Here is a 20,084-nt window from a genome sequence, read left to right as displayed (position 1 = left end):
GATTACGTGAGGACTTTAATGGACGACAACAAGAAGAAAGCCTTGGCTGCGGCCCTGGGTCAGATCGAACGTCAATTCGGCAAAGGTGCCGTGATGCGTATGGGCGATCAAGACCGTCAGGCGATCCCGGCTATTTCCACTGGCTCTCTGGGTCTGGATATCGCACTCGGCATTGGCGGTCTGCCAAAAGGCCGTATCGTTGAAATCTACGGTCCTGAATCCTCCGGTAAAACCACGCTGACACTGTCCGTGATCGCCCAGGCTCAAAAAGCCGGCGCGACCTGCGCATTCGTCGACGCCGAGCACGCCCTGGACCCGGAGTACGCCGGCAAACTGGGCGTCAATGTCGACGACCTGCTGGTTTCCCAGCCGGATACCGGCGAGCAAGCCCTGGAAATCACCGACATGCTGGTGCGCTCCAACGCGGTTGACGTGATCATCGTCGACTCCGTGGCGGCCCTGGTTCCGAAGGCTGAAATCGAAGGCGAAATGGGTGACATGCACGTGGGCCTGCAAGCCCGTCTGATGTCCCAGGCGCTGCGTAAAATCACCGGTAACATCAAGAACGCCAACTGCCTGGTGATCTTCATCAACCAGATCCGGATGAAAATCGGCGTGATGTTCGGCAGCCCGGAAACCACCACCGGTGGTAACGCGCTGAAGTTCTACGCTTCGGTTCGTCTGGACATCCGCCGCACCGGCGCGGTGAAAGAAGGCGATGAAGTGGTCGGCAGCGAAACCCGCGTCAAAGTCGTCAAGAACAAGGTGGCTTCGCCGTTCCGTCAGGCCGAGTTCCAGATTCTTTACGGCAAGGGCATCTACCTCAACGGTGAGATGATCGACCTTGGCGTACTGCACGGCTTCGTTGAGAAATCCGGTGCATGGTATGCCTACAACGGCAGCAAGATCGGCCAGGGCAAGGCCAACTCGGCCAAGTTCCTGCAGGATAACCCGGACATCGCAGCCACTCTTGAGAAGCAGATTCGCGACAAGCTGCTGACGCCGACTCCAGACGTCAAGGCTTCGCCGGTCAAAGAGACTGCCGATGATCTGGCTGACGCTGATATCTGATTGATCCGATGACCGCCGTACTCGATACCCTCGTCGCGGTGCGGCGAACCGCAATGGACCTGCTCGCACGACGCGAGCACGGTCGAGTCGAACTGACGCGTAAACTGCGTCAGCGCGGCGCTTCTGATGAAATGATCGATACAGCTCTCGACCGTCTGACGGAAGAGGGGCTGCTGTCCGAATCCCGATACCTCGAAAGCTTCGTTTCCTACCGTGCCCGTTCCGGCTACGGCCCTTTGCGCATTCGCGAAGAGTTGAGCCAGCGTGGTTTGCAACGTGCCGATATCGAACTTGCCCTGCGTGAAAGCGGAATCAGTTGGCAAGAGAACCTGGAGGAGACCTGGCGACGCAAGTTTGCCGGGCATTTACCGATAGACGCCCGCGAGCGCGCCAAGCAAGGGCGCTTCCTCGCCTATCGGGGATACTCCATGGAAATGATTGGCCGCTTGTTCAGCGGCCGAGGAATGGATGACTGACTGAAAGGGCCCGACTATTGAAATAGTCGGGCCTTTTTTTGCTCAAGTAACCTTGATCTGTTCCCGTTTGCGCTGTGGCGTCTGGGGCGGCTGAGCAGTGGCCCAGTTTTCCGGCAGGTTGATGTAGTCGACCAGTTCACGCAGGCGTCCGTGATCACGGGCGTTGAACGTGAAGGACAGCCGCACCAGATGACTGAACTGAGCCTCGTCGTGCTCCTCGCCAGCGTAAGTATGTTGATGAAAGTGATCGCTCAGGCACAGGTCGGCAAAGGCCTCCTGTATATGCTCGAGCGCCTGGTCGCTGAGTTTGTGATGCATGCGGATCACGAACTGATGTTTCAGCCAGCGGCTGGAGTGGAAGTTGCTGTAGAACTGATTGATTTCCGCCACAGCGTCATCGACGGTGTACACCAGACGAATCAGCTTCAGGTCGTTCGACAGGATGTAATGGTTGGCCTCCAATTGATTGCGGATGAAGTTCAGCGCACTTTCCCAGAACGTGCCGCCAGGAGCATCCAGCAACACCACGGGAACCAGCGGGCTTTTGCCGGTCTGGATCAGGGTCAGCACTTCCAGGGCTTCGTCCAGCGTGCCGAAGCCGCCCGGGCAGAGCACCAGCGCGTCGGCCTCTTTGACGAAGAACAGTTTGCGGGTAAAGAAAAAGTGAAACGGTAGCAGGTTGGCAGTGCCGCCTACGGTCGGATTTGCATGCTGCTCGAAGGGCAGGGTGATATTGAATCCAAGGCTGTTATCCCGACCTGCACCTTCATGGGCGGCGGCCATGATGCCGCCGCCGGCACCGGTGATGACCATCAGGTTCGATTGGGCGAGTTTTGCGCCCAGTTCCCGGGCCAGGGCGTACAGCGGATGTTCAACCGGCGTACGTGCCGAGCCGAAAACGGTCACTTTACGCCGCCCCTTGAACTGCTCCAGCACACGGAAGGCGTGCTCGAGTTCGCGCAGGGTTTGCTGGGTAATCTTGGCGTTCCAGCGATTGTGGTCTTCTTGCGCCATGCGCAAGACCGTCAACATCATGTCGCGATAAATCGGAATATTCGGGCTATTGGGTGAAACCAGGTTGAGTTGCTCTTCGATCTTGCTGGTGAGATCGACGCCGATGCTCTGAAAGTGACGCACCAGAAGGTCATTCGGTTGGTAAGGCATTCAACTTCTCCTTCTACACAGAACCTTCGGCTCGAACGAGAAATTCGCCTGAGCCGCGACACCGCTTGTGTCGCTCTCAGCCCGCAAAGAGGGCTGGGCACTACACCCGACTCGACCTGACCATGAAGCGTTGAAGTGGCGGTCGAGTCATCCAGACGGGTTCTGTTTTATCCCTTGGATGAAAGAAATGTTCGCACGACAGGACTCTGAGTGGGCAGCCCCTTTTCTGCCCCGGACATTAAACACCAATACATTGAATCTAGACGCTTGTGGTGAGTCGCGCTGACTTGATCATGGTCTTCGAAAGTCTTCGCTGGCAATCACTTATTGCGAGCTCACAACCGACTGACACCGCTCGTCAGAACCTGTGTCGGACGGCCATGGCTCTGATTTACTAAGTTACAGACACAACACGACGGCATTGCGTCCAGGGCAAGGCGCAAGGCTTCAGGAGCTGTAGGGGATCATCGCGCAATGATTGGCGATCAAGTGCAAGGAGGCAGGCTATGAGCCTGGTGATTCTGGAGGTCGATGCGCAACTGTATCGATTGCTGCAGTCGGCGGCCGCGCGCAATCACGTGAGCCTTGAAGAGGAATGTCGTCGGCGCCTGGAAGGCCAAGAGTGGCGCTCGCCTTATTTGCAGGCGCTGGTGGCAGAGCTGCGCGCCGATGATGAGCAACGACGCGCAGGTTCGCACTGATTAAGTGATTACTTTTTCTTTTGTGCCGTTTGCGCAGGGCAATCCGATTCCTGGTAGCTGGCCGAGCCTACAGGGCGATTGGTTTTGTTTTCCGAAAAGTCGTAACGCATGATCGCGCCCTTGGCCATCAACTTGCGGTAGTTCACGTTGCGGCAAACGCTGGCGCCCAGTTGCAGATAAACCACTTTCGGATTGGCGCGCATTTCGTCGGCATAAGCCGATTGCACGCTAATGTGGTCGATCAGCTGTTTGCCATCAACCGTATAACCTTGGTCGAGAAGGTTCTCGTTGATTTCCCGAGGCAGGCCGACGTTACTTTCCGCAGCAACCTTTTCCAGCATCTTGCCCAGATTCAAGTCATTCAGGGAGGCTGCTTGAGCGCTGAAGGGCAGGGCCAGCAGAAGGGCAGCGGTGGGGACGATAAGGCGCAGCATGAAACTCTCCTGGTTCAGTGACTGGTGCTTCGACCAGCCACATGGCGGTGCGTTCAGTGGCGGCGGATTATAGGCGAGCGGGGGGTAGGCGGTACAGGTTTGGGCGAGCTGCTCTGGTAAACTGCCACGACTTCCTGCCTTGCCGAGTGTTTTTTGTGTCGATATTCCTTCCCTGCCGGTGCTGCCTGCGATGAGCAATGCCGCCCCACGTTTTGCCACGAACGCCGTAGCCCGTCTGCGCGATGAGCGAGAAGAGGAGAGCACCAAGCCTTTTCTGGCCCGCGGTTCACGGGCGCCCCGTTGCCATACGTGCCGGGTGATCGAGAGCCACTGCCTGTGTAACTGGCGTCCCCAGGTCGAATCACGGGCCGGTGTTTGCCTGATCATGACCAGGAAGGAAGTGTTCAAACCGAGCAACACCGGCTGGCTGATCGCAGACGTGGTCAGGGATAACTTTGCCTTTATCTGGTCGCGTACCGAGATCGATCCGCAATTGATCACGCTTTTGTCCGACCCGCAATGGCAGCCTTATCTGGTCTTTCCCGGCGAATACGTTGCTCCCGAACGCGTGACTCATACCGTCGAGGCGACCAGCGAGAAGCGCCCGCTGTTCATCCTGCTGGATGCAACCTGGACCGAGGCGAGAAAGATTTTTCGGAAAAGCCCTTATTTCGACGGGTTTCCGATTCTGAGCCTGCTCCCCGAAAAACTCTCGCGGTACCGCCTGCGAAGATCTACCCGCAGCGAACACCTGTGCACTGCGGAAGTGGCTGCGTTGTGCCTGGATCTGGCGGGGGATGTAGACGCTGCATCGGCACTGGATGCCTATTTCGATGTGTTCAGCCAGCATTACCTCGATGCCAAGCATCAGCTGGAAATGAATGTCTCGACCCCGGCCCATACAGAATTGCTGCCTTTCGTTGAACACACCGCGCCGGTCATGTCCTGAGAGTCGCCCATACTGACAGGTAACCGCGGGTTTGCGGCTTGACCACCCAGGCTTCGCTGGGCATCCTTGGCGCCGATTAGGGTGCGGCCGAAGATTGAAACGCCGGTTTTATGGGGTCTTGGCGTTGAACGTGCCCTGTTGGTGCCGCTGTCTGGTGGTACCTCGAGTTGCCTTGGCGAGGCCTGAATGCATCGGGTCTGCCATAAAAAACAGGATCATTTGAAAAATGGCCACATACGAAATCCTGATTGCCGATGACCACCCTCTCTTTCGTAGCGCGCTGCACCAGGCCGTGACCCTGGGCCTTGGCCCCGAGGTTCGTCTGGTGGAAGTGGCGAGCATTGCCGAGCTGGAAGCCCGCCTGACCGAAAAGGCTGACTGGGATCTGGTGCTGCTGGACCTGAACATGCCGGGCGCGTACGGGTTCTCCGGGCTGGTGCTGTTGCGCGGTCAATACCCGCAGATCCCGGTGGTGATGGTTTCGGCTCAGGAAGAAGCCTCGATCATGGTGCGTTCCCGTGAATTCGGGGCCAGCGGTTTCATTCCCAAATCCAGTTCACTGGAAGTGATTCAGCAAGCGGTGCGCTCTGTGCTGGATGGCGATGTCTTCTGGCCGCCGCAGGCATTTGAAGCGGTCAGCGTTTCGGACGAGGCCAAGGCTGCCAGCGAAGGCTTGGCCAGTCTGACGCCACAGCAGTTCCGCGTATTGACCATGGTCTGCGAAGGTCTGCTGAACAAGCAGATTGCCTACGAGTTGAGTGTGTCGGAGGCGACGATCAAGGCGCATGTGACGGCGATCTTCCGCAAGTTGGGGGTGCGTACCCGGACTCAGGCGGCGTTGTTGTTGCAACAACTTGAGTCAATTTCGAGCCACTAACGGCGCTTTCATTCACGCTTTTTTAACTTCTGTTGATCTAGCTTTTCTACTTCTTCTGGTTCAGTTGCCTACTCTATGTCGCCTTTCAAAGGTCAAACCGGTCTCAAGCGCATTCTCAATGCAGGTGGTTATTCTCTCGACGGCCTGCGTGCAGCCTTCACTGGCGAAGCTGCTTTCCGTCAACTGGTGCTGCTCAATGTCATCCTGATTCCGCTGGCGTTTGTGCTGAACGTCAGCCACGTCGAGCGTGCCTTGCTGATTGCCGTCTGCATGCTGGCGCTGATCGTCGAGTTGCTCAATTCGGCCGTGGAAGCGGCCATTGACCGGATTTCCCTCGATCGGCACCCGTTGTCGAAAAATGCCAAGGACATGGGCAGCGCTGCTCAGTTAATGGCCCTGAGCATGATCGTGATGGTGTGGGCGGTGATTCTGCTTTAGGCAATCGTCGGCAGAACGATCTCGTCGCTGCGCTGAACCCCGGCGGTGAAAGCGCGGCACAGTTCAAGAAACTCGCGCATGGCCGACGTCTGATATTTCTGTTTATGCCAGATGAAATAAAACTGCCGCGCCAGATCCAGGTCCGGTGTTTCAACCGCCACCAGGCTGCCGCGGCGGAATGCATCGCGTAGCGCCAACCGCGATATACAGCCAATCCCCAAGCCAGATTCCACCGCGCGCTTGATCGCTTCGGTGTGTTCCAGCTCAAGCCGAATATTCAAGGCGCTTCGGTGGTGACGCATGGCCTGGTCAAAGGTCAGGCGCGTGCCGGAGCCTTGTTCGCGAAGGATCCATGCCTCGTGTGTCAGCTCTTCCATGCTGGCCTGGCCACGGGCGGCCAGCGGATGTTGCGGGGCACAAAACACCACCAGTTCATCCTCGACCCAGCTTTGTACTTCGATGTCCGGGTGGCTGCAGTCGCCTTCGATTAGACCCAGATCAATTTCATAGTGGGCGACTTGTTGCACGATGTTGGCAGTGTTCTGCACGTGCAGCTTCACCTGGCTTTCCGGATGGCGCTGCATGAAGCTGCCGATCAGCAACGTTGCCAGGTAGTTGCCGATGGTGAGCGTGGCGCCGACCGCCAGCGAACCGAAACCGGACTTGCCGTTGAGCAGGTCTTCGATTTCCTTGGCCTGGTCGAGCAAGGCCACCGCCTGCGGCAGCAGTTGTTTGCCCATGGCGTTGAGGCTCAGCCGCTTGCCGGCGCGGTCGAACAGTTGGCAGCTGGATTGACGCTCGAGTTCGGTGATCGAGGTGCTGGCCGCTGACTGTGAAAGGTTGAGCAGGCCCGCAGCACGAGACACACTCTCTTGCTGAGCGACGGCGACGAAGACTTGAAGTTGACGGAGAGTAAATCGCATATCTATATAACCGATAACCCTTATCTTAATAATCCAGTTAACAGATATTGTCGCTGCCATTAGAATGCGATGCAATTGCGCACTGCTCTCTTGGCGCAGAGCATGCGCAGACAAAATCTCCAGGAGTCCCCCGTACATGAGCAACATGAACCACGAGCGTGTCCTCAGTGTTCACCACTGGAACGACACTCTGTTCAGCTTCAAGTGCACCCGCGATCCGGGCCTGCGCTTCGAGAACGGCCAGTTCGTGATGATCGGCCTGCAACAGCCCAACGGCCGCCCGCTTATGCGCGCTTACTCGATTGCCAGCCCGAACTGGGAAGAGCATCTCGAGTTCTTCAGCATCAAGGTTCCCGATGGTCCGCTGACTTCCCAGTTGCAACATCTGAAGGAAGGCGACGAGATCATCATCAGCAAAAAACCGACCGGCACCCTGGTGCTGGACGATTTGAAGCCTGGTAAACATCTGTACCTGCTCAGCACCGGTACCGGTCTGGCGCCGTTCATGAGTGTCATCCAGGATCCGGAAACCTACGAGCGTTTCGAAAAAGTGATCCTGTGCCACGGCGTACGTTACGTCAACGAAGTCGCTTACCGCGAGTTCATCACCGAGCACCTGCCGCAGAACGAGTTCTTCGGCGAGGCCCTGCGTGACAAGTTGATCTACTACCCGACCGTGACCCGCGAGCCGTTCGAAAACGAAGGTCGTCTGACCGACCTGATGCGCAGCGGCAAGCTGTTCAGCGACATCGGCCTGCCGCCGATCAATCCTGAAGACGACCGCGCCATGCTCTGCGGCAGCCCGAGCATGCTCGACGAAACCAGCGAAGTACTGAACAGCTTCGGCCTGAAAGTTTCGCCGCGTATGCGTGAGCCCGGTGACTACCTGATCGAGCGTGCGTTCGTCGAGAAGTAAGCGCATCCCTCGGGGGGGCGGGCTTGTGTGGGAGCGGGCTTGCTCGCGAAAGCGGTTTAGCATTCAACGATGATGTTGACTGACAGTCCGTCTTCGCGAGCAAGCCCGCTCCCACATTAGTTATGCGTCTGACCCAAAAAGCCCGCGTTGCCTTTCCAGGCAACGTGGGCTTTTTCGTTTTCGGGTTTTTTTCGTTGATAGGGCTTATGTGTTGACGGGGATGACTTCAAGGACGCGGATCAGCCCGGCTTGCGGGTAATGCCAGCGTACGTCCAGGTCCCAGAACTGTGCGCCGTATTCGCGTTCGGGTGCGGGTGTCTGGTAAGCCGGGCGTGGGTCTTGGGCCAGGCATTGCTCGATCAGCTCGACCAAGGGCTCTTCAAGGCGCTGAGCGTGCGTATGCGCCTGTTGCAAGGCTGAGTCCGCCCACTGCACGGGAATCAGTTGCGGCGCGGCGCTGGCGATCTCGTTGGATGCGCCCGGGATGATATCGGCGTAGGGCACGTAGGGTTTGATGTCGAGAATCGGCGTACCGTCCAGCAGGTCAATGCCGGAGATCCACAGGCGATTGGCTTCAACCTTGTCCAGCTTGACCACCGATTGGCCAATGCCGTTGGGCCGATGGGTCGCGCGCGTGGCAAACACGCCCATGGACTTGTTACCGCCCAGGCGCGGTGGGCGGACTTTGAGTCGCGGCTTGTCTTCCAGTGCCTGATGAAACAGGAACAGCAGCCAGACATGGCTGACCTGCTCCAGGCCTTGCACCGCATCACCCTGATCGAACGGTGCCACCAATTCCAGAATGCCGCGAGCGGCCGGCGCCAGTTGTGGCTGACGCGGAATGGCGAACTTCTCCTTGAAGCAGGAGCGCACAAAGCCGATCGGGGAAACGCTGTAGGTCATGGTCTGGCGTCGAGAGGGAAAAGAGGTGGGCATGATAACCCACGCTGCCTCTGTGGCGAGGGAGCTTGCTCCCGCTGGGGTGCGAAGCGCCCCCAAAACCTGTGACCGAGTCCTTCCCGATCAATTAAGGTGCCAATTTTACGGCTGCTGCGCAGCCGAACGGGAGCAAGCTCCCTCGCCACAAGAGCGTCAGAGGCTGAACCCTCCATCCAGTGGAATGATGTTCCCGGTCACCGCAGGTCTGGGATCAGCCGCGAACGCGCAGGGTCAGGCCCTTGAGGAAATTGCGCAGCAACTGGTCGCCACAAGGGCGATAGTTGGTGTGGCCGAACTTGCGGAACAGTGCGCTCAGCTCAGGCTTGGAGACCGGAAATTCGGCGGCCTTGAGGATGGCGTGCATGTCGTCTTCTTTCAGTTCGAAGGCCACGCGCAGTTTCTTCAGGATGATGTTGTTGGTGACTGGCAGCTCGATCGGCTGCGGTGGACGGCTTTCGTCCTTGCCGCGCTTGAAGAACACCAGGCCATCGAGGAAGTGCGCCATGACCTCGTCCGGGCAGCGTACGAAGCCTTCTTCGTCTTCTTCTTTCTTGTCGAGGTACGTCACCAGGTCGGGCAGGGTGACATCCATGCCGCCGAGCTTGATGATCTCGATGACTTTTTTGTCACTGATGTCGAGCATGTAGCGCACGCTGCGCAGTACGTCGTTATGAATCATGTGTGCAGTCCTGATCATTCAGCTGTGGGCGTTGCCGTTAACAGCAACGCCGAAATGTGTGGCGGCCTTAGAATTTCTCTTTGGCAGACAGATAGCGCCATTGGCCCACCGGCACTTTGCCGATGGAAACACCGCCGATACGGATGCGGCGGATGGCGACGACCTTGAGGCCGACAGCCTGGCAGAGCAGGGCGATGATCCCCGGTTGCGGGTTTTTCATCGCGAAGCGCAGGCGATTTTCATTCTGCCAGCTGGCTTTGACCGCTGGCAGTTCCTTGCCTTTGTACGACAGGCCGTGGGTCAGGCGGTTGAGCCCGTGAGCGACCATGTCGCCTTCGACCTCGACCACATACTCTTGCTCGATCTTGCTGGCATCGGCAGTGAGTTTGCGCAGGATCTTCCAGTCCTGGGTGAATACCAACAGCCCGCTGGCGTTGGCCTGCAGGTCGGCGCTGGCGGTCAGGCGCAGGAAGTGGCCCTTGAGCGGACGTTTGCTGAAGCGGTGTTCTTCGCTCAGGGTCTCGGGGCCGATCAGTTGCAGGGCGGTCTCGGCGTCCATGCCCGCCGGCGCGTGCAGCAGGATGGTCACGGGTTCCGGTGCGGTAGCCTTGGCTTCGGGGTCGAGTTCGACTTTCTGGGTGTCGACCTTGAACTGCGGCTCATCGATGACTTCGCCGTCCACGGTGACCCAGCCGCCCTCAATGAACAGCTCAGCCTCCCGACGGGAGCAGCCGACGAGCTCGATGAGGCGTTTGGAGAGACGAATCGGGTCAGTCATGACAGGGGGCCGTTACAAAAGGGGGGAGGCATTGTACCTGCCTCGCGCCGGTTAATCGCGGGTCCATTTGCCTTGTGTGGCTTTTAGCCGCGCCGGGCCTGTTGATTGGCCTGCTTCAAACGCATGTGCAACAGCGGATAAGGCTGGCCCATGCCATCGACCTCCGAGCGTCCGATGACTTCGAAACCCTGCTTGAAATAGAACCCCAAGGCTTGCGGGTTTTGTTCGTTAACGTCCAGTTCATCGGCGTTCAGGTGTTCCATGGCGTAGTTCAGCAGTTGTTTGCCCAGGCCCTCGCCACGGTGTTCGGGGGCAATAAAGAGCATTTCGATCTTGCCTGCCGCAACGCCGGCGAACCCGGTGATGTGCTGGTGTCGGTCGCGGGTACAGATCAGCATGACGGCATCCAGATAGCGGGTAAGCACCAGGTTTTTCAGCAGCTCGATGTAACTGTCCGGTAAAAAGTCATGCGTGGCGCGGACCGACGCCTCCCAGACCCGGGTCAGTTCTTCATAGTCGCTGTGTTTTGGTGTGTGGATGACCGAATGATGGCGCATGCCCGCCTGCCCCTTGTGCCGTGAGTGAGGTTGAATCCTCTTTCTGAACAATACGATAGACGTAAAAAAGCCCCGCATCTCGTGAAGAGAGCGGGGCTTTTCATATTTTTTGCGTTTAGATCTGTTCAGCCCACAGGTCGTATTCGTCGGCGTCGGTCACTTTGCACCAGACTTTGTCGCCAGGCTTGAGGTTGCTGCCGTTGTCGATGAATACGTTGCCGTCGATTTCCGGGGCGTCGAAGAAGCAACGGCCGACCGCGCCTTGCTCGTCGACTTCATCGACCAGCACTTCGATTTCACGGCCGATGCGCATTTGCAGGCGCGCCGAGCTGATGGCCTGCTGGTGCGCCATGAAGCGATCCCAGCGGTCTTGCTTGACGTCATCCGGAACGATCTCCAGATCCAGATCGTTGGCCGGTGCGCCTTCAACCGGCGAGTACTGGAAGCAGCCGACGCGGTCGAGCTGGGCTTCGGTCAGCCAGTTCAGCAGGTACTGGAAGTCTTCTTCGGTTTCGCCGGGGAAGCCGACGATGAAGGTCGAACGGATGATCAGGTCCGGACAGATCTCGCGCCAGTTCTTGATGCGCGCCAGGGTCTTGTCTTCAAACGCTGGACGTTTCATCGCCTTGAGCACTTTCGGGCTGGCGTGCTGGAACGGGATGTCCAGGTACGGCAGGATTTTTCCGGCGGCCATCAGCGGGATCAGCTCATCGACGTGCGGGTACGGGTAAACGTAGTGCAGGCGAACCCAGACGCCGAGGGTGCTGAGCGCTTCGCAGAGTTCGGTCATGCGGGTTTTCACCGGCGCGCCATTCCAGAAACCGGTGCGGTACTTGACGTCAACGCCGTAGGCGCTGGTGTCCTGGGAAATCACCAGCAGCTCTTTAACGCCGGATTTGACCAGGCGCTGGGCTTCGTCGAGCACATCGCCCACCGGACGGCTGACCAGTTTGCCGCGCATCGACGGGATGATGCAGAAGCTGCAGCTGTGGTTGCAGCCTTCGGAAATCTTCAGGTAAGCGTAGTGACGCGGCGTCAGCTTGATGCCTTGCGGCGGCACCAGGTCGATCAGCGGGTTGTGGTCCTTGCGCGGTGGCACGACGTCGTGCACGGCGTTGACCACTTGCTCGTACTGCTGCGGACCGGTGACGGCCAGCACGCTTGGGTGTACGTTGCGGATGTTGCCTTCTTCGACACCCATGCAACCGGTGACGATGACCTTGCCGTTTTCCTTGATGGCTTCGCCGATCACTTCAAGGGATTCGGCCTTGGCCGAGTCGATGAAGCCGCAGGTGTTGACCACCACGACATCGGCGTCCTGATAGGTCGACACGACGTCATAGCCTTCCATGCGCAGTTGAGTAAGGATGCGCTCGGAGTCGACCAGTGCTTTCGGGCAACCCAGGGATACGAAACCAACTTTAGGGTTGGCCGGCGTTGTGGTGGACATGTCTAACCTCGGTGTTTTGTGACGCCTCCAGCCGACAACGGCAAGGCGACAGACGGGCGCTTGACGCGCCTCTGATCAAAAAGTGCGCAATTCTAGCGGTGGTCAGCGCAGTTGACCAGCTTTATGGAGGGAAATACGACGAGTGCTGCGCTATGCTTCGCGCCGTTACACCCAGGCGTATTTTTTCAGTCAATAAATCGCCTGTATCAATAAGTAAAACAGCGCATGCTGCACGGCAGTCTGCGCAGATTGGCAAAGCGCAGGCACTTGTTCGTGTCGCGCTTTTTACATGAAGCCCCGGTCTTGGTGGCAGGAGTGGTTGATGGGTCAGGCAAGTAGTCAGGCAGTAGGCTCAGCGCATTCCGGGGCAGCAAAGCCCTTGGGAATGTTGGTGGCGGCGGTCGGGGTGGTTTATGGCGATATCGGTACCAGCCCGCTCTATACCCTCAAAGAGGTGTTTACCGGCGGCTATGGGGTGCAAGCCAACCATGACGGAGTATTCGGGATTCTGGCGCTGATTTTCTGGTCGCTGATCTGGGTCGTCTCAATCAAGTACGTGTTGTTCATTCTGCGTGCCGACAACCAGGGCGAAGGCGGGATCATGGCCCTGACCGCGTTGGCGCGGCGAGCCTCGGCATCGTATCCACGGCTGCAATCGGTGCTGGTGATCCTCGGTCTGATCGGCGCTGCGTTGTTCTATGGCGACAGCATGATCACCCCGGCGATTTCCGTATTGTCGGCGGTGGAAGGTCTGGAGCTGGCATTCGAGGGCCTCGAACGCTGGGTCGTGCCGTTGTCGCTGATCGTACTGGTGGGGTTGTTCCTGATCCAGAAACACGGCACTGACCGCATCGGCAAGTTGTTCGGTCCGGTGATGGTGTTGTGGTTCGTGGTGCTGGGTGTCATGGGAGCGCTTGGCATTTCCCGGTATCCAGAAGTGTTGCAAGCGCTGAATCCGATCTGGGGTGTGCGCTTTTTCGAGGTTCACCCTGGCATAGGCATCGCGATTCTTGGCGCGGTGGTGTTGTCGTTGACCGGCGCTGAAGCGTTGTATGCGGACATGGGCCACTTTGGTCGCAAGCCGATTGCCCGTGCCTGGTTCGCATTGGTGCTGCCGGCGCTGGTGCTGAACTACTTTGGTCAGGGCGCGTTGCTGCTGGAGAACCCGGACGCCGCGCGTAACCCGTTCTATCTGCTGGCACCGGGCTGGGCATTGATTCCATTGGTCGTGCTGTCGACACTGGCCACGGTGATCGCTTCCCAGGCGGTGATTTCCGGTGCGTTCTCCCTGACCCGTCAGGCGATTCAGCTCGGCTACATCCCGCGCATGTACATTCAGCACACCTCAAGTGCCGAGCAAGGCCAGATCTACATCGGCGCGGTGAACTGGACGCTGATGGTCGGCGTTATTTTGCTGGTGCTGGGTTTCGGGTCGTCCAACGCCCTGGCCTCGGCTTACGGTGTGGCGGTCACCGGGACCATGTTGATCACCAGTATTCTGGTGGCGGCGGTCATGCTGTTGCTGTGGAAGTGGTCGCCTATCCTGACGGTGCCGATCCTGCTCGGTTTCCTGCTGGTGGACGGGCTGTACTTCGCCGCCAACGTACCTAAAATCGTGCAGGGCGGTGCCTTCCCGGTATTGGCGGGGATTGTGCTGTTTATCCTCATGACCACCTGGAAACGCGGTAAAGAGCTGCTGGTGGATCGACTGGATGAGGGCGGTCTGCCGTTGCCGATTTTCATCAGCAGTATTCGCGTGCAGCCACCTCACCGGGTCCAGGGTACGGCGGTGTTCCTGACCGCGCGGCCGGATGCGGTGCCCCATGCGTTGTTGCACAACTTGCTGCACAACCAGGTGCTGCATGAGCAGGTGGTGTTGCTGACGGTGGTTTACGAGGACATTCCGCGGGTGCCGACACAGCGACGGTTTGAGGTCGACTCCTACGGTGAGGGCTTCTACCGGGTGATCCTGCACTTCGGCTTTACGGACGAACCGGATGTGCCGCAAGCGCTGAAGTTGTGCCATCTCGATGAACTGGACTTCAGCCCGATGCGCACCACGTACTTCCTCAGCCGGGAAACGGTCATCACCTCCAAGCTCGTCGGCATGGCTCGCTGGCGCGAGGCGTTGTTCGCCTTCATGCTGAAAAACGCCAACGGCAACTTGCGGTTCTTCAAGTTGCCGGTGAACCGGGTGATTGAGCTGGGTACACAGGTAGAAATGTAAGCCTCACAAAAAGCCCCCGTTGCCAGTTTGGTAACGGGGGCTTTTTCGTCTCTGTGCCTTTAGTTGCTTTCAGGCCGCGGGTCTTCGGATTTGGTCTTTGTCCGGGCCGGTCGCGGGGTCAGGACCTTTACCACGTCATCAATCACTGCCTTGCTCATTGCCGTCAGATAATGCGCGGCCCAGGCGTGGCGGTCGGTGCCTTTTGCGAAGGCGGCATCCTGAGCAAATGATCGGGCGAGGAACAGCAGATCAGAGGCCTGTGACAATGCATCAACGATGGGAACACCGGCGCGGACGTTGAATAAGGCCTGGTCCGAGCAGTAGATGAGAGGGGTCAAACCGATGGTTTTCAGTTCTGAAGTCGCGGAAGAATCTGTTTTGGTCATGGTGTTACTCCTGGGTTCAAGGAGCCGCCACATTCGTTTCCAAGCGAATGGGTGACGGCTGTACGCAGGTTGGAAAACCGGGAACCTAGGAACCGGCACGCCCGAAGGCGTCCCACGCACAGCCGCCATAACACAGGATTGCAGTCGTAAAAAACTCTGCAGTCATGATGGGGTGCTGTTGCGCTACGGTTCGACGGGTTTCCAAGCCCGATCGCTGAATGGTCAGCGACGTCCGGAGAGTATCCCGTCGAAGAAAAGCGCAACAAGGCATCAAAGTGCCCCAACGCAAGATTCGGAGTTTGCCTACAAGGTCTGCGAGCGTCATCCGATATTTCGACACCTTGAGTAAACGAAAGTAAACGCGGCGAGCGATTTAAAAGTCGCTGGGTGCTTGCGCAGTTGTTATTCCAGCGACAGTGCGTTGACTGTTCATTTGGCCTGGGTTAGCGACTGTCCTTTGTCCTGGGACTGAGGACAGTGCTCACAAAAAAGCCCCCGTTACCTTGCGGTAACGGGGGCTTTTTGTTGAACTCGGCTCAGGTCACTGTTCTGCGACCTTGTCCTTGTTCTGACGCTTCTCGATCGCATTGACCAGACGTTTGGCCAGGGCCGGGTAGTTCTCGTCGAAGTGGTGGCCGCCCGGCAGCTTCAAGGCTTCACCCACAGCGGTCTTGTCGGTGCAGCCACTCTCGGCGATTTCTTCTGCGCCGTAGATGCACAGCACCTTGTCGGCGGGCAGCTTGGCCATTTCCGGGCCGGTGTCGGCCTCTTTGCCGGCATTGCCGAGCCAGCCTTCGACCTGGATTTCGAAGCTGCCAGTACGGGCAAAGGCCAGCAGGATGATTGCATCGACCCGTTGCTGTTCGCTTTCCGGCATACGGTTGTAGATCGCTGGCAAGACGTCGGCACCGAACGAGTAGCCCGTCAGGATGAAGCGTTTGGTGCCCCACTTCTGACGGTAGTGCTGCATCAGTTCGGTAAGGTCAATGGCGCTTTGCTCAGGGCTCTTGTGCTGCCAGTAGTAGCGCAGGGTGTCGATGCCGACCACCGGGTAACCGATCTTCGCCATTTCACCGGCTACGTCACGGTCCAGGTCACGCCAGCCGCCGTCACCGGAAAGGAACAGGGTGACGGTGTCCTTTGCTTGGCCGGCGGGCACTTCGACCACCGGAATGTTCAGGCCGCCGTTGCCCTTGTCAGCGCCGACGAGGAGCTTGCGCAGTTCGTTGTTGAGGACTTGCGGCAGGTTGATGTCGTAGTCGCTGATGCTGGTTTCGGCATTGGGTTGATCGCGCACGAAACCGGCGCTGGTGTCGTCCGGGTTATCGTTCCATGCAACCAGCCAGTGACCGTGAGCTGCGCTTTTTGGCAGCGAGTGGGTGCAGCCGGGTTTTTCCAGTGCCAGGTCTACTGAAACGGCCTGGGACTTGTCATCTTTCTGCTCGGCCAGCCAGCGCCAGGCCAGGATGGCGCCAGGGCCGATACCGCTGACCAGGGTCGCAGGGCCCTTGAGCTGCTGGAAGGCTGCCTGCAGGGCATTGCCTTGTTGGGTGCAGTCCGTGGGCAGGACCACCTGAACGATTTGCGCGGCACCGCCACGGCTCAGGGTCATCAGTTGCTTGTCGCTGAGCTTCTGATCTTCGTTCACCGCGACAACCACCTGGGCGCGCGGCGTGGTGCCAGGAATGACCCGGGTCATTGCCGGGCCATCAACGGGCGTCAGCAGTTCGAGGGTGGGCTCGGGTGCCGGGCGGCTCCAGTACCAGTAACCGCCACCGAGGATCACAGCCAGCACCACCAGAGTGGCTAATACATACCGCCAGGAGCGTTGAATCATCAGCGTTTCACCAATCCAGTCAGGCCGCCCGCAATCAGGGCGGCGGTATCGGCCAGTGCCACCAGCGGATCGAGTCCGGCGGGCACGGCCATGTAACGAGGTTCCCAGTCAGGCTGGAATTTGTCCTTGAAGCGGCGCAGCCCCTGGAAGTTATAGAGCTGCTCGCCACGGCGAAACACCATAGAGCCGAGGCGTTGGGTCAATGGCGCGCCACGACGGGGTTGCAGACCCGACAGCGGCACCATGCCCAGACTGAAACGTGCATATCCATGATTTTTATAATGTTGAATCAGGCCGACCATCATGAACTCCATGGTCAGCTTGGGCGCATCCGGGTGTGCACGCATCAGGTCGAGGCTGGCCAGGTCGTGGCTATACGTCTCGAGCAGGTTGGCGAATGCCACCGGGCGACCTTCAAAGTGAATGATCGCGATACGGAAGTGCTTGAGGTAATCGTCGCTGAAACGGCCGAGGGAGAAGCCTTTTTCACGAACGTTCTTGCCGGTCAGCCAGGCATCGGAAATGACCTTCAGCTCCTCCATGGGGGCTTGGCCCGGTTCGTAGATTTCCAGCGACAGGCCATCGCGAGTGCCACGGTTCCAGGTGTAACGCAGGTCTTTCATCTCTTTGCCCTTGGCCTCGAGATCAAAGCGATGCAGGTCAACCCGCGCTTCTTCGCCCAGCTTGATCGCGGTCAGGCCGATGTCCATGTAGTACGGCAGGTTTTCGGCGCGTACCTGATAGAACACCGGACGGGCGTGATGAAGGTCGCAAAGGTCACGGAACTGCCAGATCATTTCCGCGCGTTGCTGGGTCGGGCCGATCGGGTCGTACAGGGCTACCAGACTGCGGCCACGACGCGCATACATCAAGAACGCTTCGTCGTTAGGGTGAAACAGTAGCGCCTTGTCACCGGTCAGGGCGAGGCCGCCGTCCGGTTGCGACGAGGCCATCAGGATCTTCAGCGCCTTATCCAGTTCGGCGGCGTCGGGCTGATGAATCACCGGGCGCGCGGTGCGCAGCAGCCAGGTCAGGGACACCACCACCAGCAACACGGCCGCGCCGAGCAACGAGCGCAGGCCACGCGGGGCATCGGAATCCAGGGTGAACTGCCACCACAATTGATGGCTGTACGGCACATCCTGATAGGCGAACAGCAGGAGCCAGATCGAGGCGCCCAACACGCACAGGCTGGCCACCAGGTACAGTGGCGAGAACGGCACTTCGGTCAAGCGGCTAGGGCGGTAGAAAGAGCGCCGGAAGATCGCCAGCAGACTGGCGGTCAGGATCATCAGGCAGGCTTCTTCCCAGTCGAACCCTTTGAGCAGCGAGAGCACGGCACCGATCATCAGCAAGATGGTGGTCAGCATCCACGCGGCCGAGAGGCGACGACGCAGGCCTTGAGCCAGCAACAGGCAGAGCACGCCGATCAGGCTGGCACCGAAGTGCGAGGCATCGACCAGACGATGGGGGATCAAGAACCCGATGTGTTCCAGACGGGTGTCGATTTCCGGTGTCGCACCGGAGAACAGCAACACCACGCCAGACAGGAACACCAGGATCGCCAGTACCGGCGCGGCCATGCCCGAGGCGGCGCGCAGCGATTGACGGGTGTTGAACAGGCGCTGTGCTTCATTGATCAGCAGCAGGACGCAAGCGACCAATAGCGGCAGAACCACATAGATCAGGCGATACAGCAGCAGGGCGGCGGCCAGTGGCGCAGCGCCGAGTTTGTCGGCGAAGGCCGCCAGCAGAATCGCTTCGAATACCCCGACGCCGCCCGGTACGTGGCTGAGCACGCCAGCGGCCAGGGCCAGCAGATAGACCAACAGGAAGGCGCCGAACGGTGGCGCTTCCGGCAGCAGCAGATACAGCACGGTCGCGGCGGCTGCCACATCCAGTGCGGTAATCACCAATTGCAGGAAGGTCAGGCGACGACCCGGCAAGCGTAGCGTGCGTCGTCCGATGCGAACCAGCAGGTTGTCCGTATACGGTTGTTCTGGCAGGCGGCGGCGGTAGAGGCCGATGGCCAATACCGAGCACAGCAGCAACACGGCAATCGCAATGGCACCCAACAACGGCTGTGACAAGTGCAGCGCAATGGACGCGGCAGGCAGGTTGCTGAGTGTCGCCAGGGCTGCAAGCGGCGGCAGGGCGCAGCCCAATGACAGGCTGGCAAACAGCGTCATGTGGGCGACTTCCGACGCCCCGAGCCCGTGACGTGCGTACAGGCGGTAACGCACCGAACCGCCGGACAGCAGCGAAAGGCCAATGGCGTTACCAATGGCGAATGCGGTGAAACCACCCAGAATCATGGTGCGCGGCGGCAAGCTTACGCCAGCGTAACGCGTGGCCGACCATTCATAGCCGAGCAAGATGATGAAGCCGGCAATGGTTGCAGCCAATGCACCGAGCAGGGCCGGTTTCGGCACTTCCAGAATTGAGTCGTGCAGGGCGTAGAGATCGAGTTCGCTTAATAGATGGCGACAGGCAATCAGCGCAATAGCGAACAATAGCAGCGTGACCGCCAGGCCAATGGGCTGTCGGTACTTGCTGACCAGATCCAGCCAGTGCAAACGGGTGGCCGTGATCGGTTGTGTCGCTGTGACGGTGTCTTGTAAATCAGACGAGTTGGCGCGCATCAATCACCTCTTGGATTGTGCGCGACAGGATGGGGGTATCCAGCCAAGTTACCAATCCCTGTAGAAAAAAATAATCACAAATATTAACGCGTATCACCGAGCATTGGGGATTACGCACATTCAATCGTAGAGAGGCTTGCCTGCGACTCAGCATAGCCTGATCTGGTGGACCCTGAAGGGTGCCAAAGGTTCGTAGAACATTGCCAGATCATTGTTGCGAAAGGACTTTTCTACAGATACAAAAAAGGCCGCTCTTTCGAGCAGCCTTTTTTGATGTTTGGTTGCGGGAGCCGGATTTGAACCGACGACCTTCGGGTTATGAGCCCGACGAGCTACCAGACTGCTCCATCCCGCGTCTGTGTGGCGGCATTCTACAGGCGATCGCCTGAGTGTCAACCGTTAATAGCCTGCTTGGTCAAATTAACGTTAATTAGCGTCGGACGGTTGCTGCGCTCAGGTTAAGTATAAGAAGCGCAAAGGGTTTTTTCCTGGCTCTGGCGACAAGAGGGAAGGAGGGGTGACGAAAAACACACGCGCACAAAAAAGGCCACTCTTTCGAGTAGCCTTTTTTGATGTTTGGTTGCGGGAGCCGGATTTGAACCGACGACCTTCGGGTTATGAGCCCGACGAGCTACCAGAC

The 20,084-nt window shown here is 58.6% G+C and carries 19 protein-coding genes and 2 tRNA genes (1 of these 21 only partly in view); 8 read left to right on the top strand and 13 right to left on the bottom strand.

The annotated features are described in order from the left end of the window. Positions 1–18: 18 nt before the first annotated feature. Together recA and recX are read left to right on the top strand one after the other, a co-directional pair. Positions 19–1,071, top strand: coding sequence for a recombinase RecA (gene recA / locus AC3WK5_RS07165; protein ID WP_054595966.1), 1,053 nt, complete (start codon positions 19–21; stop codon positions 1,069–1,071). A gap of 8 nt (positions 1,072–1,079) precedes the next feature. Then, positions 1,080–1,547 carry a recombination regulator RecX gene (gene recX, locus AC3WK5_RS07160; protein WP_054595967.1) on the top strand — a complete coding sequence of 156 codons (468 nt, stop codon included), beginning with the start codon at positions 1,080–1,082 and terminating at the stop codon, positions 1,545–1,547. Between the two features lie 42 nt (positions 1,548–1,589). On the opposite strand, the gene AC3WK5_RS07155 is transcribed toward recX, so the two are convergent. Beyond that, the gene (locus AC3WK5_RS07155; RefSeq protein WP_103315478.1) at positions 1,590–2,711 is read right to left on the bottom strand and encodes an LOG family protein; all 1,122 of its coding nucleotides are present in this window, start codon (positions 2,709–2,711) and stop codon (positions 1,590–1,592) included. 506 nt (positions 2,712–3,217) lie between these two features. On the opposite strand from AC3WK5_RS07155, the gene AC3WK5_RS07150 reads away from it, so the two are divergent. Next, complete coding sequence (locus AC3WK5_RS07150; protein WP_054595969.1) at positions 3,218–3,412, top strand: hypothetical protein; 195 nt, start codon at positions 3,218–3,220, stop codon at positions 3,410–3,412. 8 nt (positions 3,413–3,420) lie between these two features. Here the strand turns inward: AC3WK5_RS07150 and AC3WK5_RS07145 are convergent, their stop codons facing one another. Beyond that, entirely contained in the window at positions 3,421–3,846 is a 426-nt protein-coding gene (locus AC3WK5_RS07145; protein WP_019692124.1) for a PA3611 family quorum-sensing-regulated virulence factor, read from the bottom strand. A 190-nt stretch (positions 3,847–4,036) separates the two neighbouring features. Between AC3WK5_RS07145 and AC3WK5_RS07140 the strand changes: the two genes are divergently transcribed. The 3 genes from AC3WK5_RS07140 (at position 4,037) to AC3WK5_RS07130 (ending at position 6,110) form a co-directional block, all read left to right on the top strand. Beyond that, entirely contained in the window at positions 4,037–4,795 is a 759-nt protein-coding gene (locus tag AC3WK5_RS07140) for a tRNA-uridine aminocarboxypropyltransferase (RefSeq protein ID WP_103315477.1), read from the top strand. A gap of 226 nt (positions 4,796–5,021) precedes the next feature. Further along, positions 5,022–5,672, top strand: a complete 651-nt coding sequence (erdR, locus tag AC3WK5_RS07135; RefSeq protein WP_071551583.1) for a response regulator transcription factor ErdR — start codon at positions 5,022–5,024, stop codon at positions 5,670–5,672. A 75-nt stretch (positions 5,673–5,747) separates the two neighbouring features. After that, positions 5,748–6,110, top strand: coding sequence for a diacylglycerol kinase (locus AC3WK5_RS07130; protein ID WP_054595972.1), 363 nt, complete (start codon positions 5,748–5,750; stop codon positions 6,108–6,110). Here the strand turns inward: AC3WK5_RS07130 and AC3WK5_RS07125 are convergent. After that, entirely contained in the window at positions 6,107–7,033 is a 927-nt protein-coding gene (locus AC3WK5_RS07125) for a LysR family transcriptional regulator (protein ID WP_177474778.1), read from the bottom strand. The two genes, AC3WK5_RS07130 and AC3WK5_RS07125, sit on opposite strands and share 4 nt — an antisense overlap. A gap of 136 nt (positions 7,034–7,169) precedes the next feature. On the opposite strand from AC3WK5_RS07125, the gene fpr reads away from it, so the two are divergent. Further along, positions 7,170–7,949, top strand: coding sequence for a ferredoxin-NADP reductase (fpr, locus tag AC3WK5_RS07120; protein WP_003189055.1), 780 nt, complete (start codon positions 7,170–7,172; stop codon positions 7,947–7,949). Positions 7,950–8,153: 204 nt separating this feature from the next. Here the strand turns inward: fpr and tsaA are convergent, their stop codons facing one another. From tsaA to rimO, 5 genes are all read right to left on the bottom strand, one after another. Then, positions 8,154–8,852, bottom strand: a complete 699-nt coding sequence (gene tsaA / locus AC3WK5_RS07115) for a tRNA (N6-threonylcarbamoyladenosine(37)-N6)-methyltransferase TrmO (protein WP_103315475.1) — start codon at positions 8,850–8,852, stop codon at positions 8,154–8,156. A 247-nt stretch (positions 8,853–9,099) separates the two neighbouring features. Further along, positions 9,100–9,567, bottom strand: a complete 468-nt coding sequence (locus AC3WK5_RS07110; RefSeq protein WP_019692130.1) for a YehS family protein — start codon at positions 9,565–9,567, stop codon at positions 9,100–9,102. Positions 9,568–9,634: 67 nt separating this feature from the next. After that, on the bottom strand, positions 9,635–10,345 hold the full coding sequence (locus AC3WK5_RS07105; RefSeq protein WP_103315474.1) for an rRNA pseudouridine synthase: 711 nt from the start codon (positions 10,343–10,345) through the stop codon (positions 9,635–9,637). Between the two features lie 83 nt (positions 10,346–10,428). After that, a complete protein-coding gene (locus AC3WK5_RS07100) occupies positions 10,429–10,902 on the bottom strand; it encodes a GNAT family N-acetyltransferase (protein ID WP_103315473.1) in 474 nt (157 codons plus the stop codon). 115 nt (positions 10,903–11,017) lie between these two features. After that, positions 11,018–12,352, bottom strand: a complete 1,335-nt coding sequence (rimO, locus tag AC3WK5_RS07095; RefSeq protein WP_103315472.1) for a 30S ribosomal protein S12 methylthiotransferase RimO — start codon at positions 12,350–12,352, stop codon at positions 11,018–11,020. 385 nt (positions 12,353–12,737) lie between these two features. Here rimO and AC3WK5_RS07090 point away from each other — a divergent pair, with 385 nt between their 5' ends. Then, the gene (locus AC3WK5_RS07090; protein ID WP_371919120.1) at positions 12,738–14,579 is read left to right on the top strand and encodes a potassium transporter Kup; all 1,842 of its coding nucleotides are present in this window, start codon (positions 12,738–12,740) and stop codon (positions 14,577–14,579) included. 59 nt (positions 14,580–14,638) lie between these two features. Here AC3WK5_RS07090 and AC3WK5_RS07085 read toward each other — a convergent pair whose 3' ends face one another. The 5 genes from AC3WK5_RS07085 to AC3WK5_RS07065 all read right to left on the bottom strand — a co-directional run. Beyond that, positions 14,639–14,965, bottom strand: coding sequence for a DUF3077 domain-containing protein (locus AC3WK5_RS07085; RefSeq protein WP_103315469.1), 327 nt, complete (start codon positions 14,963–14,965; stop codon positions 14,639–14,641). Positions 14,966–15,506: 541 nt separating this feature from the next. Next, a complete protein-coding gene (locus tag AC3WK5_RS07080) occupies positions 15,507–16,802 on the bottom strand; it encodes a virulence factor family protein (RefSeq protein ID WP_103315468.1) in 1,296 nt (431 codons plus the stop codon). After that, positions 16,802–19,444, bottom strand: a complete 2,643-nt coding sequence (gene mprF / locus AC3WK5_RS07075; RefSeq protein ID WP_103315467.1) for a bifunctional lysylphosphatidylglycerol flippase/synthetase MprF — start codon at positions 19,442–19,444, stop codon at positions 16,802–16,804. Before mprF ends, AC3WK5_RS07080 begins: the two co-directional genes overlap by 1 nt. Before the next feature lie 278 nt (positions 19,445–19,722). After that, positions 19,723–19,799: transfer RNA gene (locus AC3WK5_RS07070), tRNA-Met, on the bottom strand. Between the two features lie 222 nt (positions 19,800–20,021). Continuing rightward, positions 20,022–20,084 (bottom strand) — tRNA-Met (locus AC3WK5_RS07065); it runs 114 nt beyond the window's last position.

This window comes from Pseudomonas sp. FW306-02-D09B, assembly GCF_058782685.1.
Note: the sequence above shows the minus strand (reverse complement) of the source record. Positions and strands in the feature narration are given on the sequence as shown.